General features: G+C 69.8%; 14 protein-coding genes. 12 read left to right on the plus strand and 2 right to left on the minus strand.

Going from position 1 to position 15,895, the window contains the following annotated elements; all coding sequences use genetic code 11:
* Window positions 1–307: 307 nt before the first annotated feature.
* On the plus strand, window positions 308–2,344 hold the full coding sequence (gene argS / locus CED_RS02040) for an arginine--tRNA ligase (protein ID WP_235186865.1): 2,037 nt from the start codon (window positions 308–310) through the stop codon (window positions 2,342–2,344).
* 153 nt (window positions 2,345–2,497) lie between these two features.
* Here argS and CED_RS02045 read toward each other — a convergent pair whose 3' ends face one another.
* On the minus strand, window positions 2,498–2,761 hold the full coding sequence (locus CED_RS02045) for a hypothetical protein (RefSeq protein ID WP_035908425.1): 264 nt from the start codon (window positions 2,759–2,761) through the stop codon (window positions 2,498–2,500).
* Between the two features lie 189 nt (window positions 2,762–2,950).
* On the opposite strand from CED_RS02045, the gene hemL reads away from it, so the two are divergent.
* The 7 genes from hemL to ccsB all read left to right on the plus strand — a co-directional run bounded on the left by hemL (window position 2,951) and on the right by ccsB (window position 11,028).
* Window positions 2,951–4,309 (plus strand): glutamate-1-semialdehyde 2,1-aminomutase, encoded by a 1,359-nt coding sequence (gene hemL, locus CED_RS02050; protein WP_035908426.1) that lies wholly within the window; start codon window positions 2,951–2,953, stop codon window positions 4,307–4,309.
* Window positions 4,306–4,953 carry a histidine phosphatase family protein gene (locus CED_RS02055; RefSeq protein ID WP_035908427.1) on the plus strand — a complete coding sequence of 216 codons (648 nt, stop codon included), beginning with the start codon at window positions 4,306–4,308 and terminating at the stop codon, window positions 4,951–4,953. Before hemL ends, CED_RS02055 begins: the two co-directional genes overlap by 4 nt.
* Window positions 4,954–5,042: 89 nt before the next feature.
* The gene (locus CED_RS02060; RefSeq protein ID WP_235186857.1) at window positions 5,043–5,912 is read left to right on the plus strand and encodes a putative RNA methyltransferase; all 870 of its coding nucleotides are present in this window, start codon (window positions 5,043–5,045) and stop codon (window positions 5,910–5,912) included.
* A 212-nt stretch (window positions 5,913–6,124) separates the two neighbouring features.
* A complete protein-coding gene (locus tag CED_RS02065; RefSeq protein WP_011434970.1) occupies window positions 6,125–6,754 on the plus strand; it encodes a TlpA disulfide reductase family protein in 630 nt (209 codons plus the stop codon).
* Window positions 6,755–6,788: 34 nt separating this feature from the next.
* Window positions 6,789–7,724, plus strand: a complete 936-nt coding sequence (locus tag CED_RS02070) for a cytochrome c biogenesis CcdA family protein (RefSeq protein WP_035908432.1) — start codon at window positions 6,789–6,791, stop codon at window positions 7,722–7,724.
* On the plus strand, window positions 7,721–9,835 hold the full coding sequence (locus tag CED_RS02075) for a cytochrome c biogenesis protein ResB (RefSeq protein WP_035908433.1): 2,115 nt from the start codon (window positions 7,721–7,723) through the stop codon (window positions 9,833–9,835). The genes CED_RS02070 and CED_RS02075 overlap by 4 nt, the downstream gene beginning before the upstream one ends.
* The gene (ccsB, locus tag CED_RS02080) at window positions 9,835–11,028 is read left to right on the plus strand and encodes a c-type cytochrome biogenesis protein CcsB (RefSeq protein WP_035908434.1); all 1,194 of its coding nucleotides are present in this window, start codon (window positions 9,835–9,837) and stop codon (window positions 11,026–11,028) included. The genes CED_RS02075 and ccsB overlap by 1 nt, the downstream gene beginning before the upstream one ends.
* 186 nt (window positions 11,029–11,214) lie before the next feature.
* On the opposite strand, the gene CED_RS02085 is transcribed toward ccsB, so the two are convergent.
* Window positions 11,215–11,640: a PLD nuclease N-terminal domain-containing protein gene (locus CED_RS02085; RefSeq protein WP_011434974.1), complete on the minus strand. Its 426-nt coding sequence runs from the start codon at window positions 11,638–11,640 to the stop codon at window positions 11,215–11,217.
* Window positions 11,641–12,026: 386 nt separating this feature from the next.
* Here CED_RS02085 and CED_RS02090 point away from each other — a divergent pair, with 386 nt between their 5' ends.
* The 4 genes from CED_RS02090 (at window position 12,027) to CED_RS24960 (ending at window position 15,780) form a co-directional block, all read left to right on the plus strand.
* Window positions 12,027–13,478 carry a menaquinone biosynthesis decarboxylase gene (locus tag CED_RS02090; protein ID WP_035908541.1) on the plus strand — a complete coding sequence of 484 codons (1,452 nt, stop codon included), beginning with the start codon at window positions 12,027–12,029 and terminating at the stop codon, window positions 13,476–13,478.
* 87 nt (window positions 13,479–13,565) lie between these two features.
* A complete protein-coding gene (mqnP, locus tag CED_RS02095; RefSeq protein ID WP_035908543.1) occupies window positions 13,566–14,513 on the plus strand; it encodes a menaquinone biosynthesis prenyltransferase MqnP in 948 nt (315 codons plus the stop codon).
* Window positions 14,514–14,527: 14 nt separating this feature from the next.
* Window positions 14,528–15,310: a UbiX family flavin prenyltransferase gene (locus CED_RS02100; protein ID WP_023839802.1), complete on the plus strand. Its 783-nt coding sequence runs from the start codon at window positions 14,528–14,530 to the stop codon at window positions 15,308–15,310.
* Between the two features lie 230 nt (window positions 15,311–15,540).
* The gene (locus CED_RS24960) at window positions 15,541–15,780 is read left to right on the plus strand and encodes a hypothetical protein (RefSeq protein ID WP_235186859.1); all 240 of its coding nucleotides are present in this window, start codon (window positions 15,541–15,543) and stop codon (window positions 15,778–15,780) included.
* The last annotated feature ends 115 nt before the right edge of the window (window positions 15,781–15,895 follow it).

Consider the following 15,895-nt stretch of genomic DNA (forward strand, 5'->3'; position numbering starts at 1 on the left):
GGGGTGGTGGAAGTTCCATCGGCACCGTCCCGGCCCGCGGCCTGAACCAACACCGCCGGGGGCCTCGTCGGCTGCGTGCTGGCCCAGCCGCTGCACTCGTCCTCGCCCGGGTCGGACAGGGCGCTGGCGGACCGGGGCCGAGCGATGCTCCGACTGAGGGCTCGGATCGGCTGTGCCAGCCCGGCCACCGTGCCGACGAACCGCCACGAAATCGTCCGCACGAAGCCCAACGCCCAACATGAGGAACGGGCAAACACCGCCTCCACCAGCCAATCTATGCCGCCCTGATAAACTCTGGGCCGTGAATATGCTTGCCCAGGTGACCTCCACGCGTAGGCGTGATATCGAAGATCTCCGCGACCGGGTTCGCGGGTCTCGCCCCGCGGCCTTTCCTTCGTCACGCGACTATCCGCTGGCAAGGCTAAGTGCGATCGTCACGCAAGCATTGCAGGAGNAGTTTGCGCGTTCCGATCTCACGGCGGAGATCGAGTTGATCTCCCGAGAGAAGTTCGGCGCCGACGTGACGGTTAAGATGCCGATGCTCCTTAAAGAGGCGGGCGCGAAAGAGTTCGTTAGGACCTACATTCCGCGGGCCATCGAGGCCCTGCAGGTCGAGGAGCTCAAGAAGGTAATTTCCGAGGCCACCGCCAAAGGCATCTACATCAATCTCACGCTGTCCGATAACTGGCTGGCGCAGGCCGTCCAGGGGATCAACAGCCTTGGCGATAGATTCGGCGAGAACGACAGTGCCGCCAGGCGGACCCTCATCATCGAATACTCGTCGCCGAACGTCGCGAAGAAGCTTCACGCCGGACACGTCCGATCAACTATCATTGGGCATGTGCTCGGCAATCTACACCAAGCATGCGGTGCGCTCGTATACCGGTTGAACCACATCAATGACTTCGGCGGATTCGGTTTTATGCTGGAGGGGTTTCGCCGTTTCGGCGATATGTTTCCCGCGGCCATGACCGAGAACGATCGCCTGCTGGAGATCTACGCCATCCGCCGCGCGCTGGAGAGGGTGGTTGCCTCCGGCGGAGGGCTGGGCGGCGCCAGCGAATCGGACGCCGCCGTGCTCCAGCGCTATTTCCCGGGCGTGGACAGCAAGGATGCGCTTGAGTCTGCGTTCAAGGGTTACGTGGAGGCGTCGGATGCCCGCTTTGCGAGGCTGGAAGGCGGAGACTCCGAGGAGGTGGAACTCTGGTCCAAGATGGTGGACTGGAGCCTTGCAGATTTCCGTTCTTTCTATGAAGCACTCGACATCCACATCGACTTCACGATCGGTGAAAGCTTTTACTTCCAGGCCGGTAATGAGGTGATCGAGACCGCTCTGCGCGACGGCCGGGCATTCGAGTTCACGGAGAGTCGCCTGCGCGAGGAAATCGCCAAGATCGAGCAGGCCATGTCTGCCGGTGAGATCACCTCCGCCGTTCGCGACCGGACTGTGGAATTCGCCCGGAAGGATCTCGGAGCCATCGTCGTTCCTCTTCCAGGAAACGAGCGGTTCGTGGTCCGCAGGTCGGACGGCCGGAGCATCTACGCGACACGCGACGTCGGAGCCATCAAGCTCCGCCGTGATATCTTCGACCCGTCCGGCATCTACTATGTCGTGGGCCAAGAGCAGCGCGTCCATTTCGCGCGGCTCTTTCAAGCTGTCGAGGTCCTGGGCATCGCAAGCCGTGACGAACTGGACCTCCGACACATCTACTTTGGCTTCTACGTCGATGAGAAGACTGGCCGGAAGCTCTCAAGCCGAGACAGCGTCGCCGGAGTAAACGATCTACTGAAAATGTCATTCGAGCACTTTTGGAAGAGGTCTGCGGAGCGCGGCACGATGACGGAGGAGGAACTCTCCGTCGCCGCCCAGCAGTTGGCGGTCGGCTCGCTCGTCTTCAACGACCTCAAGCAGGACATGAAGACGACTGTCGCCATGGCTCGCGGAGATCTTTCTCCGACCTTGACGGCCTTCGAGAAGTCAGGAGGACCGTATGTTGTCTACACCGCATGCCGCGCACGGGCAATCCTACGGAAATGGGGCAAGCCCGTGCCGAGTCTGGTTGACCTGACACATTTCGAGGTCAGCGACCAAGAGGCGCAGCTCATTCTCAGGTTGCAGGAGTTGCCTAGCAAGATTACCAGAGCAACAGGCGAGGATAGCCCGGCCATTCTCGTCCGCTATCTACTGGATCTGGCAGCACTCTACAATTCCTACTATACGACCTCGCCGGTCCTTGCGGGTGAGGCCGCCAACGAATTTCGACTAATGATCACTCGGGCTGTTCAGTACACGCTGGTTAACGGACTGCGTCTCTGCCACGTCGAGTGTCCCCCGAAGATCTGACGTGTAGTACCCCGAAGACGGCGTGCCGCGAATTCTGAGGTTATCAGACGGGCCCACGGGCGAGTATTACCTGCCTCGGCGAGAAGCTCCTCATCCCGCGGCCGTCCCGAGACGGAATCCGTCCGGCGTGGGCCAGGCTTGCCTCAATGATCCCTAATGATCATTGACTGGAGTGGGTCGTGTGGGCGGCGTACCGGGCACCATTAGGGCAAGCAGCACCAGGACAACCACCAGGACAACCACCAGGACAACCACCAGGACAACCATCGGGACAACGTCGTCGTCTTCCTTGTAGCCCTCGCGGTAGTCCTCGCCCATCGAGATCGGGCCGACCGGCGGTGGATCGCCGAACGCCGGGGCCTGGGAGGGACAGCGGCCGACCGACGGCCGCGGGTGTCCGGGGAGGACCGGGCGCACGAGCCGCCGTCGGTGGGCGGCCGGGGCAGACCCCCGTCCACCGGCGGCTTCCAGCGATGGCTTCCAGCGATGGCTTCCAGCGATGGTGGCGGGTGGGTCAACGCGGAGCATGGACCGGGGAGGAGGACGCGGCGTGCCACCGGACACGCGGGGCGCGGGAGGCGGAGCCGACCTGCGAGGATCGTGGGCATGGTGGTTCCGTCTGCCGCGCCGGCATCCGAGGAGCTTTTCCGGCGCGCCGAGCGTGTTGTTCCCGGTGGGGTCAATTCTCCGGTCCGAGCCTTCCGTGCCGTCGGCGGCACGCCGCGCTTCATGGTGGCGGGCAACGGCCCCTATCTGACCGATGCGGACGGGCGTACCTACATCGACCTGGTGTGCTCGTGGGGGCCGATGATCCTCGGGCATGCCCATCCGGCCGTCGTCGAGGCGGTGTCGCGCGCCGTCTCGGTCGGCACCAGCTTCGGCACCCCCACACCGGGGGAGGTGGAGCTCGCGGAGCTGATCGTCGACCGGGTCGGCCCGGTCGAGAAGGTGCGCCTGGTCAACTCCGGCACCGAGGCGACGATGAGCGCCGTGCGACTGGCCCGGGGTTTCACCGGCCGGTCGACCATCATCAAGTTCGCCGGCTGCTACCACGGGCACGTTGACGCGCTGCTCGCCTCCGCCGGTTCCGGAGTGGCGACCCTCGGGTTGCCGGACACCCCGGGAGTCACCGGCGCCGCCACCGCGGACACCATCGTTCTGCCCTACAACGATCTCGCGCTGGTCGAGGCGGTCTTCGTCGAGCGCGGTGAGACGATCGCGGCGGTCATCACGGAGGCCGCCGCCGCCAACATGGGGGNCGTCCCGCCGCTGCCCGGCTTCAACGCCGGGTTGCGCCGGCTGTGCGACATCCACGGCGCGCTGCTCATTCTCGACGAGGTGATGACCGGGTTCCGCATCTCACGCGCCGGCTGGTGGGGCAACGAGGGCGCGATCGAGGACTGGTCGCCGGACCTGTTCACCTTCGGCAAGGTGATGGGCGGCGGGCTGCCGGCGGCGGCCTTCGGCGGGNGGGCGGACGTGATGGCCAGGCTCGCACCCGCCGGCCCGGTGTACCAGGCGGGCACGCTGTCGGGTAACCCGATTGCCGTCGCCGCCGGACTCGCCACCCTGCGGGCCTGCACCGATGAGGTCTACGCCACCGTCGACACCCGCGCCGCCGACGTGGCCGGGATCGTCTCAACCGCGTTGACCGAGGAGGGCGTGGCCCACCTGCCGAGCAGCGCCGGATCGCTGTTCAGCTTCTTCTTCACCGACGCCGCCACCGTGGTCGACTACGCCGGCGCCCAGGCGCAGAACACCGCCCGGTACGCGGCGTTCTTCCACAGCATGCTCGACGCCGGGATCTACCTGCCGCCGTCGGCGTTCGAGGCGTGGTTCGTCTCGGCCGCGCATGACGACGAGACGGTGGAGCGGATCGCCGCGGCGGCACCGGCGGCCGCACGTGCCGCCGCGGCGGTACCCGAACCGGTGACCGTCTCCGCCTCTCCCGAGGGGCGGGCATGACGGAGCCGACTTCGTTGACCCGGGTGCATCTGGTCCGCCACGGCGAGGTCTTCAACCCGGAGAAGATCCTCTACGGCCGGCTGCCGGGGTTCCGGTTGTCCGACAAGGGCCAGCAGCAGGCGAAGGTCACCGCCGAGTTCCTCGCGGAGCTGGACGTCGCGGCCGTGGTCGCGAGTCCGCTGGATCGTGCCCAGCAGACCGCTGCGCCCATCGCCGCGGCGCACGCACTCGCCGTCCAGGTCGACCCGCGGCTGATCGAAAGCCGCAACGCCTTCGAGGGCAGAACGTTCGAGGCCGGCCCGGCGGTGGTCCGGTACCCCGCCCTGTGGCGCCTGCTACTCAATCCGTTCCGCCCATCCTGGGGCGAACCGTACGACGAGATCGCCGCGCGGATGCTCGTGGCCGTCGTGGAATGGCGCGACGCCCACCCCGGTCGGCACGTCGTGCTCGTCAGCNACCAGCTTCCGGTCTGGACGGCTCGGCGTGCCCTGGAGAGAGTGCCCCTCTGGCACCGTCCCGACCGGCGGCAGTGCGGGCTGGCGAGCGTCACCACGGCCGTCTACCGGGACTCCGAGCTCGTCGGCGTCGAGTACGCGGAGCCGAACGGGCCGACCGCGAACACGCCTGGATCGGTCGGCGCCTGACGANCNCCNCCGGNCCCGAGTCNCCGGCGCCGGCCGTCGCTGCCCCGCCGGCCGTCGCTGCCCCGCCGGCCCTCGCGGCCCTGCGGGCCGTGCTGCCGTTTCTGCGCTGCCCCGTGTGCGGCCACGCGCTGCACCCGGCGGACAGATCCCTGCGCTGTCCCGCCGGGCACGACTTCGACGTCGGCCGCGGCGGCTATGTCAACCTGCGCACCGGCCGGACTCGGCGGGNCGTCGGCGNCAGTGCCGTCATGGTCGCCGCGCGGGNGNCCTTCCTCGGTGGTGGCCACTACGGGCCGCTCACCGCCCGGCTGGCCCAGATCGCGCATCCCGTCCCCGGGGGGCCATTCGGGCCGCCCGGTCGGGTGATCCTCGACATCGGTGCCGGGACCGGGCACCATCTGGCCGGCGTGGTCGGTGCGCGACCGGACGCCGTCGGCCTCGCCGTCGACGTCTCCAAGTACGCCCTGCGTCGCGCGGCGCGTGCCCATCCCCGGATCGGCGCGGTCTCCTTCGACGTCGCAGCCCCCTGGCCGGTGGCCGACCACGCCGTCGCCGTGCTCCTCGACGTCTTCGCGCCGCGCAACCTGGCCCAGATGCACCGGGTGCTGCGCCCCGACGGGCTGCTCATCGTCGTCACCCCCGGGCCGGGCCATCTCGCCGAGCTGCACGGCCCGCTCGGACTCGTCGGGATACAGACGGGCAAGAGCGACCGGCTCGACGAACGGACCACCGGACGGTTCGAGCCGATCATCGTCGAGCACGTTGACGTTCCGCTCACGCTGAACACCGAGCAGATCGTCGACCTGGCTCTGATGGGCCCGACCGGCCATCACCGGGCGCCCGACCAGCTGCGCCGACGGGCCGAAACCGCCTTCCCCGGGAGCGCCACCGTCACGGCCCGTTTTCAGATCCGCGGTTACCGTCCGCTCCCGGTCCCGCCGGTGGCCGGCGGCCGGTGAGGCGGCGGAACGGTGCCCGCCTGGCAGATGAAGCCCACAGGTGTCCTTCGTCGAGAAGCCCATGCGCGTCTCGCGGCCCCTCCACCTACCCTGAGTTGAGTTCTACAGTTGGTCGTAGACAGGTTCCCGGGTGGGAAGGGGCAGGGCACATACTGGTTCGCGTGGCGGAGAAGGGATGGCGGTCCGCGTCGGATGACAGGTCGGACCCGCCGGTGACAGGCATTGCCCCGATGCGGCGGACGCGCCGGGCCTGGTCGGCCCGCCGTGTCCGCCGGGCGGGACGCATCGCCTTGGCCGCCGTGGCGCTCGCGGCGGCCGGGCTGCTGGCCGCCTGCTCCCCCGGGGCGAACTCGGTCGACGCCACCGGTGGTGGGGGCTACGGCTTCGTCCAGCAGGCGGCCGGGCAGGACTTCGCCGCCCCCGGAAACCGGCATCCAGCACCCCCCCTGTCCGGTAAGACTCTCGACGGGACCTCCCTCGACCTCTCGTCCTACCGAGGGAAGATCGTTGTGATCAATTTCTGGGCCTCGTGGTGCGCTCCCTGCCGCGCGGAGACGCCAGGCCTGGTCCAGCTGGCCAAGGACAACCCCACGGTGGCGTTCCTCGGTGTCAACGAGAAGGACACCGTCTCCGGTGCGAAGGCCTTCACGCAGGACTTCGGCAGGTCCTACCCGAGCATCGTCGACAAGCTGGGCACCCTCGCCGCGGGCTGGCCGGTCGCTCCGGGCCTCCCGTCGACGTTCGTGCTCGACCAGAACGGGCGGATCGCGGCCCGGTTCACCGGTGGTGTGCTGCCCGACGACCTGAAGCCCGCGTTGAGCCGTCTGCAGGCCGAGGCGTGAGCGGGCACCGTTTGCCCGGGGCGGAGGACCCGCGGTGAGCGTGGTCGGGCTCATCACCGACGGGCCGGTCCTGCTCGCCGCGCCGGTCGCCGCCGCGGCGGGACTGCTCTCTTTTNTCTCCCCCTGCGTCCTTCCGCTGGTGCCGGGCTATCTCAGCTTCGTCACCGGCCTGTCCGGGGCGGAGCTTCAGGATCGTTCGAGGCGAGTTGCCGCCACCCCGGGCGGGCTGCCGGGCCGGGCACCGGCGATGCCGGCGGTGTCCGTAGCGGTGCCGGCGGTGCCGGGCATGGCGGTGGCCGGCGGGGCGGCGGTCTCCGGTGCCCTCGCCCGGGACGACGAGGGGACCGGGTCGCCCGGGCCGCGGCTGTACCGGCTGCGCGCGGGTGGGCGGGTCGCCGCGGGCACGGGTCTGTTCGTGCTCGGCTTCACCGCGGTCTTCGTGTCCTACGGCGCGGCGTTCGGTGGGCTCGGGCAGTGGCTCACCCGCCATCAGGTCGGCGTCAGCCAGCTTCTCGGGGTTGTCACCATTGTGATGGGACTCGCGTTCGCCGGCGTGTTCTCCCGGCTGTCCTGGGCGAACAGGGAGTGGCGCATCCACCGGTTGCCGGCGCCCGGCCTGCTCGGCGCGCCCGTGCTGGGGGTGCTCTTCGGAATCGGCTGGACGCCTTGCCTCGGCCCGACGTTGTCGGCCGTCCTGGGGCTGGCGGTGACGAGCGCGACGGCGCAGCGGGGAGCGTTCCTCTCCGCGGTGTACTGCCTCGGGCTCGGGCTGCCGTTCCTCGCCGTCGGACTGGCTTTCCGACGTGCCGTCGGCGCCCTGCGGGTGCTGCGACGGCATACCCGCATCCTGACCCTGCTCGGCGGCATGCTGCTCGTCACGGTCGGAGTGCTTCAACTCACGGGGGAGTGGGCCGACCTGGTTGCGAACCTACGGCCCTACGCCCCCGGCTTCTCGGAGACGCCGCTGTGACCTCCTCAACCCGTTCGAACGCCCGGCTCGCGCCTGCGTCCGGAACCGTCGATCCCGCAGCACTCGCCGTCGATCCCGCGCCACTCGCCGCCGGGTCCGTCGACGTCGAACCCATCGACACCGTCGAGGTCGAGTCCGACCTTGAGAAGTCCGACCTCGATTCCGCCGTCGAGTCCGCGGGATTCGACTCCGACGCGGCGGCCAGCGCGCGCCGTCTGCCCGAGGGGCACGCCGACGCCNGCGCCGCCGCCCCCGAGGCGTTCGATCCGCCGGACAGCGCGGCCGGTCCGTCGTCCGACGACCCCGGTACGCCGACCGGCGGACCGGGGCGCGCTCCCGGCGCCGGTGGCCGGTTCACCCGGCATCCGGCCCTTGCCCTCGCCGTCCGGTCCTGGCGTCAGCTCACCAGCATGCGCACCGCGCTGCTGCTGCTGTTCCTGCTGGCCCTGGCTGCCGTGCCCGGATCGCTGCTGCCGCAACGCGCCATCAACCCGATGCGGGTAGAGCAGTACCGCGCCGACCACCCCACCCTCGGTCCGCTGCTCGACCGGTTCTCCGGGTTTGACGTCTTCGCCGCGCCCTGGTTCGCGGCGATCTACCTGCTGCTGTTCATCTCCCTGATTGGCTGCCTGTCGTCCCGGATCCGCTGGCATGCCAGGGCGCTGTTCACCGCGCCGCCGAAGGCCCCGGCCCGGCCCGGCCGGCTGCCCGGCGGCAGCGCCTGGACGAGTCCGATGGAGTCCGCCGACGCGATGGCGGCTGCCCGGCAGGCGCTGCGCCGACGGCGCTTCCGGGCCACGGCCACAGCTGGGGAGGCCCACGACGCGAAGGGGACTGCCGACCACTCCGTCGCCGCGGAGAAGGGGTACCTGCGCGAGACCGGCAACCTCGTCTTCCACATTGCCCTGGTGGGGCTGCTCGCCGCGGTGGGCTTCGGTTCCTGGTACGGATACTCCGGGACCGTGCTCGTCGTTTCCGGGAGCGGGTTCGCGAACACGATCATCTCCTATGACCAGTTCAACGCTGGTCAGCGCGTCGACACCGCGAAGCTGCGTCCGTTCTCGCTCACGCTGGACCGGTTCAACGCCACGTTCCAGCCAAGCGGCCAGCCGTCCGACTTCCGCGCCGACGTCACGTATGCCGCCGCGCTGAACGCCCCGACCCGCAAGGCGACCATCCGCGTCAACCATCCGCTGGTGATCGGCAACGCCAAGATTTACCTCATCGGGCATGGATTCGCCCCGCACTTCGTGCTTCGCGACGCCGCACGCAAGGTCGTCTGGGAGGCGAACGTGCCGTGTACCCCGCGGGACGGCATGTTCACCTCAACCTGCACCGTCAAGANCCCCGACNCCGGACTGCCCGCGCTGGGCGTCCGCAAGGAGCCCCAGCAGCTGGCCTTCAGCGGCGTGTTCACGCCGACCACCCGCCTCGACCCGACCCAGGGATACGTCTCCGCGTTCCCCGCCGCCCGCGCGCCCGGTCTGACGATCACGGGATTCGTCGGCAACCTCCATCTCAACGAGGGCATTCCACAGAACGTCTACACGGTCGACACCCGCGACCTGCGCCAGATCACGATGACGGGTCCGGCGGGCAGCGAGCGCACCGCGCAGGTCCTGGCCCTCGACAACCCGCGGCAGCGCACCCTTACCGGGCTACCCGGCGGGATGAGCCTCGAGGCCGACCGCGTAGCCGAGTTCGCCACCTTCCAGGTCAAGTCCGACCCGTTCAAGGGTGAGGCGTTGCTCTTCGCGGTCCTCATCATCGTCGGGCTGATCGCGAGTCTTCGGGTGCGCCGCCGCCGGGTATGGGTGCGGGCCCGGCCAGCGGCCGCCGGTGGGTGCACGGTGGAGATCGGTGGGCTGTCCCGCTCCGACGCCGACGGGTTCGCCGTCGAGCTGGCCCAGCTCACGACCCTGGTCCGCGAGGCCACCGGGCCCGCGGGCACCGACCGGTCCGTGCCGACCGCCTCGGAATCGAGCGGCGCCGAACCAGCCAGTACCGAACCAGCCAGTACCGAGCCGGGCAGTACCGAACCCAGTAGTACCGAACCGGGTGGCACCGCAGCCGGCGATGCCGCGTCGAGTGCCAGCGAACGGGAGCACTGATGGCGGTCAACGAGGGCGTAGCCAGCCTTTCCGATCATCTGTTTGGCAGCGGCGAGGCGGTGTACGCCACGGCGATGCTCGGCTACGCGGCCGAGTTCGCGTTCAGCCGGCTCGGCCTGCGCCACGACGTGGCTCAGGAGGCGGCGGCCGTCCCGGCACGGCAGGGGGCCGGGCTGCCGGCAGCGCTGATCGGGGCGGCGGCCGGCGGGATCGGCGGCGCCGCCGATCCCGCCGAGGCGGCCGGCCCGACCGACGGGGCCGCGACCCCGATCGACCCGTCCGACCCCGCCGCCGTGGCCCTCGCTGCGGCCCGGGCCCGGGAGATCGAGGCTGTCCGGCGGCGGGCGAACGCCGCGCACACGCTGGCCGCCGGTAACGACGGCGACGTGGCGGTTCCCGCGCGTGCCCGGTGGATCGGGCGGATCGCCGTCGCGCTGACGGTCGTCGGCTGGACGCTGCACCTGGGGTCCGTCATCACTCGTGGCCTCGCGGCGGACCGGGTGCCCTGGGGCAACATGTACGAGTTCTCGTCGATGATCTGCCTGATCGCGGTCACGACGTTTCTCGCCCTGATGATCCGGCAGCCGGTCCNGTGGCTGGGCGTCTTCGTCATGCTGCCGGTCGTGCTCTCGCTCGGTTTCGCCGGCACTGTGCTCTATGTCGCAGCGGGACCGCTGGTGCCCGCGCTCAACTCGTACTGGCTCAAGATCCATGTGGTCGGTGCGATCGTCGCCAGCGGGGTGTTCCTGGTCTCCGCCGTGACCACGGTGTTGTTCCTCGTCAAGGAGCGTTGGGAAAATCGGCTGGCCGAGGTCGCGGCCGGACGGGCTGACGCGAGCCAGGCCATGCAGCGCCGGGGCGGCATCGTCATGCGCCTGCCGTCGTCGGCGGCGCTCGACACCCTGTCCTACCGGGTCATCGCGTTCGCGTTCCCGATCTGGACCTTCGCGATCATTGCCGGGGCGATCTGGGCGGAATCAGCATGGGGCCGCTACTGGGGGTGGGACCCCAAGGAGACGTGGTCGTTCATCACCTGGGTCTGCTACGCCGCCTACCTGCACGCCCGCGCGACGGCCGGATGGCGTGGGCGGCGGGCCGCGGCGATCTCGCTGCTGGCCTTCAGCGCCCTGTTCGTGGACTACTACCTGGTGAATCTGGTCATCTCGGGGCTGCACTCCTACGCCGGCATCTGACCCTCCCCACGGCTGCTGCTCCCTGGTCCCGGCCTGGCCCCGCCGGGGAGAACGGGCGGGCCACCCGCAGCCTGCGGAGAACACCCCGCTCGGCCGCGTACCGGAACGACGGACCGCTGCTCGTCCCGGTGCGCGGAGCCGGTCAGCCGCGGGCTCGTGCCCCTGGATCCCCCGCGTCCATGCGGCTCAGCCGCGGGACGATGACGACGGAGGTCCGGCCTCGCCCTTGCGGATCCGGGCGGACAGCTCCCGCATGAAGTCCGGGTCGTCGTCGGGACCCTTCGGCCGGACGGCGGCCCGGCGGGTGCCCGTCCGCGCGCTGTACCGGCCGAAGCCGCCATCACGCCGGCTGTCGATGCCCCAGGACGATCGTTGCCCGAAGGCCGGATGGTCGGAGACCGGCCGGCGCAACGGCCGCTCGCCGACGCTGTTCGCGCGAGGTCGACCGAAGAAAAACCATCCGGCGGTGCCGAAGATACCAAGGAAGATCACTGCTACGATCCACGCGAGTTTGGGCATGATCCGAACCTCCTCGGGGGGTGTCCCGAAGACATCGATGATCGCGTAAGCCCAAACACCAATGATCACAAACGTCAGCGCGAGGCCCAGCACCGGCCGGTCGCTCCTTCCTGCTTTTCTTGATCGTTATGTCCGTCTTGGCCTGTCAGGTATGGAACATCCGATCCGCGGGCATCTAATCCCCGACCCGTGGCGAAACCCCCGACCCGTGGCGACGTCACGGACGGATGGCGCCACGGACGGGCGACCTCACCAGATGGGTCAGGCGAGCACGTACCGTCCGCTATGGCCCGCGACGGACGTACATGTCGTGGTGATGGCCGGCCCGTGTATCTCTAGTGTGCCTTCCGCGCCGGCTCCTCGTCCTCCNGGTCCGTTATCCGACGAGGCCGTGCCCGGGACGTGACGTGTTGAACTGGGATCGTGACCACCTGTGGGCGGTCGGGCATCCACCCGTGGCGACTGCGAGGATGGAGCTCATGGCCTGGGCGGATCTGCGTGCGTTCCTTGCTCATCTCGAAAGGCGGAAGGATCTGCGCCGCGTCACCGTACCCGTCGACCCGCGTCTCGAGGTCACCGAGATCGTGACCCGGGTGGTACGGGAGCGCGGGCCGGCTCTGCTGTTCGAGTCCCCGGCCGGCGCCGACATGCCGCTGGCGATCAATGTGTTCGGCACCGAGGAGCGGATGGCTGCCGCGCTCGGCGTCGAGGCGCTGGACGACATCGGTGAACGGCTCGGCGCGCTGCTGCGCCCGCAGCTGCCGATCGGCCTGTCCGGGTTGCGTGAGGCGTTCGGCAAGGCAGCGTCGCTCGCCTCGGTCCCGCCCCGCCGGGTCCGGACCGCGCCCTGCCAGGACGTCGTCCTCAAGGGTCCGGACGTCGACCTGTTCCGGCTGCCGGGGGTGCACGCCTGGCCGAACGACGGCGGGGCCTTCCTCAACCTCGGTCTGACGCACACGAAGCACCCCGAGACCGGGGCGCGTAACCTCGGGATGTACCGGTTGCAACGCCATGACGCACGCACCGTCGGCATGCACTGGCAGATCCACAAGGACTCCAACGCGCATCACGCGGTCGCCGAGCGGCGTGGGGAGCGGCTGCCGGTCGCCATCGCGTTCGGGTGCGACCCGGCGGTCACCTACGCCGCGTCCGCCCCCCTGCCTGCCGACCTCGACGAGTACCTGTTCGCCGGTTACCTGCGCGGCGAGCGGGTGGAGATGGTCGACTGCCTCTCCGTCCCGCTGCGGGTGCCCGCGAACGCACAGGTGGTGATCGAGGGCTGGCTCGAGCCGGGGGAGCGGCTGCCCGAGGGGCCGTTCGGCGACCACACCGGCTTCTACACGCCCGTCGAACCGTTCCCGGCGCTGCACGTCGACGTGATGACGATGCAGCGTGACCCGGTGTTCCAGACGATCGTGGTCGGTCGGCCGCCGCAGGAGGACGGTCCGATGGGCAAGGCCACCGAACGGATCTTCCTGCCACTGGTCAGGATGATGATTCCCGAGATCGTCGACTACGACCTGCCCGAGGCGGGGGNGTTCCACAATTGCTGCATCGTCTCCATCGAGAAGCGTTATCCGAAGCACGCGCAGAAGGTGATGAACGCGGTCTGGGGGGCCGGGCTGCTGTCGTTGTCGAAGCTGATCGTGGTCGTCGACGCCGACTGCGACGTGCACGACTACCACGAGGTCGCTTGGCGCGCCTTCGGCAACGTCGACTATGCCCACGACCTGATCACCACCATCGGGCCGGTGGACCATCTCGACCACGCCGCCTACGAGCAGTTCTGGGGCGGCAAGGTCGGTGTGGACGCGACCCGCAAGCTACCGAGCGAGGGTTACCGGCGCGACGGCGGCTGGCCGGAGGAGATCGTCANGGANGNGGCGGNCCGCGAACGGGTCNCCCGCCGATGGAAGGAGTATGGCCTGTGACCGTCCTCCGTTTTTCTTGCCTAGCCAGAGGGACAAAAAGGACGCTGGGGCCTCTGGCTGGGCAAGGAACAAGGAGTGGTGATCGCGGTGAGTGACGCCGCGTGGGTGCCTGGCGCGTCGGAGTCGGTCGGGCGAGGGTCGGGAGCCGGCCCGGGACACGCCACCGGCCGGGTACGGGCGTTTCTGCGGCTCGTCGTCATCGAGCACTCGGTCTTCGCGCTGCCGTTCGCCTACATCGCGGCGCTCGCCGCCTCGTTCGCGGATTCCCGGTCGGTGCACTGGTCGGACCTCGCCCTCGTCACCGTGGCGATGGTCGCGGCCCGAACTTTCGCCATGGCCGCAAACCGGGTCATCGATCGCGCGATCGACGCCCGTAATCCGAGGACGGCGAACCGAGAGCTGGTCACCGGCGTGGTCTCGGTGCGTACGGCGGTCGTCGGCGCCGCGGTCGCGCTCGCCGTCTTCCTCACCGCCGCCGCGGCCTTGTCCTGGCTCTGCCTGCTGCTCGCGCCGGTCGCCGTCGCGCCGCTTGTCGTCTACCCCTANGCGAAACGGTTCACCGACTTCCCGCACGCCGTGCTCGGCATCGCCCAGGCGGTGGCCCCGGTCGGCGCGTGGATCGCGGTCACCGGTGAGTGGTCCTGGGCCGCACTGGTGCTCGGCCTTGCGGTCGGTAGCTGGATCGGCGGCTTCGACGTGATCTACGCCTGCCAGGATGCCGAGGTCGACCGGCGCATCGGCGTGCGTGCGGTGCCGGCCCGGTTCGGGGTGCGGGCCGCGCTCATTGGTTCCACGGTTACGCATATGATCACCTTTGCGTTGTTCATCGTCTACGGGCTGATGGACAACGCCGGTCCGTGGTGGTGGGCTGGGCTCGTGCTGACGGCGGCGGCATTCTGCTATGAGCACGCCATCGTGTCCCCGAACGACCTGTCGCGGGTCAACCGGGCCTTCCTNACCGCGAACGGATTCGTCGGCATCGTCTTGTTCCTCTTCGCCGTTGTCGATCTCGCCAGCCGTGGTCTGGCCGTCTGAGCATCGGATTCGTCATGGCCGATGTGTTCAGTGCCCCCGAGGAGGGGGCCGGAGCGCGCCTGCCGTGGGTGGTCGGGGTGAGCGGCGCCAGTGGAACCCCCTACGCGGCCGCGGTGCTGCGTGGCCTGCTGGCCGCTCGGCTGCCAGTCGATCTGGTGCTGTCCCGCGCGGCCCGCCTGACCCTGCTCGATGAGACGGGTATCGCCTGGCGTGACTCCGCCTGGGCGAAAGCCCTGGTCACGTGGCTGTCCATGCCCCTGGGCGGGGTGTCACCTCCGGAGGGTCTGTCGGCGCGGCTGGCCGATCGTGACGTGCTGGCCGATACGGTGTCCACCCTCGTCGCGGTACATGCCCCTGGTGATCTGGGGGCGCCGACGAGCAGCGGTTCGTACCCGACTCGCGGGATGATCGTCGTCCCGGCGAGCACCGCCTGCCTGGCCGGCATCACCCTGGGACTGTCCAAGGATCTGTTGCAGCGGTCGGCGGATGTCACGCTCAAGGAAGGCCGCCGTCTGATCGTCGTCCCGCGGGAGATGCCCTACACCCGCGCGACGCTGCGCCACATGCTGGACCTGCACGACGCCGGGGCGGTGGTGGCCGCGGCGAGCCCGGGGTTTTACGCGGGTGTGCGGACGGCCGGCGATCTCGTCGACTTCGTGGCCGGGCGGGTGCTCGACGCCGCCGACGTGCCGCACACGCTCTTCCGGCGTTGGACCGGCGAGCTCGGCGGCGCCCGCCGTGACCTGGCGGACCGCCGTGACCTGCTGGAGGTCGAGACGGCGCCACCGGCCGGGTGACGTCTGTTCCCCCTGGCGCAGGCCCCACCCGGACAGGCACAGTTGTCGGGAACGGGCCCCGACCGGGGCCGCGGTGCCGGCGGGATGAGGACGATATGGCGACGGGNGGGCGCGGACCGACGAGGAACCGGGGCCGGGGAACCGGNGGGGNGGACGGGGCCACGGCACGCAGATCCGCCTCGGCGCGGCCGGGTCGTCCCACTCGCGCCGAGCGGCCCGCGCCGCAGGACGTGAACCTGCGTGCGCAACTGCCGTATTTCCTGATCCGCGTCGCAGCCCTCGCCGTGATTACCGTGATCCTGGTGGCCGTCGGGCTGAACCTGCTGATGGCGCTGCTCGTTGGGTTCGCTGTCGCCGGACTGCTGACCTGGCCGCTCGGGCGGATGCAGCGCAGGGCCGCACAGCGGGCCGCTCAGCGCCCGGATGCGAGGAACGCCGGGAACAGCGGGAACAGCGGGAACGCCGGGTAGCCGCGAGTAGTCGGACGCCCCGCCGGATCGCGGGGCGGATCGCGGGGCGGATCGCGGGGCGGCTGTGACCGGGCAGCCGTGCTCGCCTCCGAGGACACCGAGACCGGCGGGNNAG

The sequence above is a fragment of the Frankia sp. CeD genome (genome assembly GCF_000732115.1).
Lineage (GTDB): Bacteria > Actinomycetota > Actinomycetes > Frankiales > Frankiaceae > Frankia > Frankia casuarinae.

Coding starts and splice junctions, on each gene's coding strand:
- CED_RS02100 (WP_023839802.1), top strand. CDS start 14,528: ATGGCCGATGTGTTCAGTGCCCCCGAGGAGGGGGCCGGAGCGCGCCTG.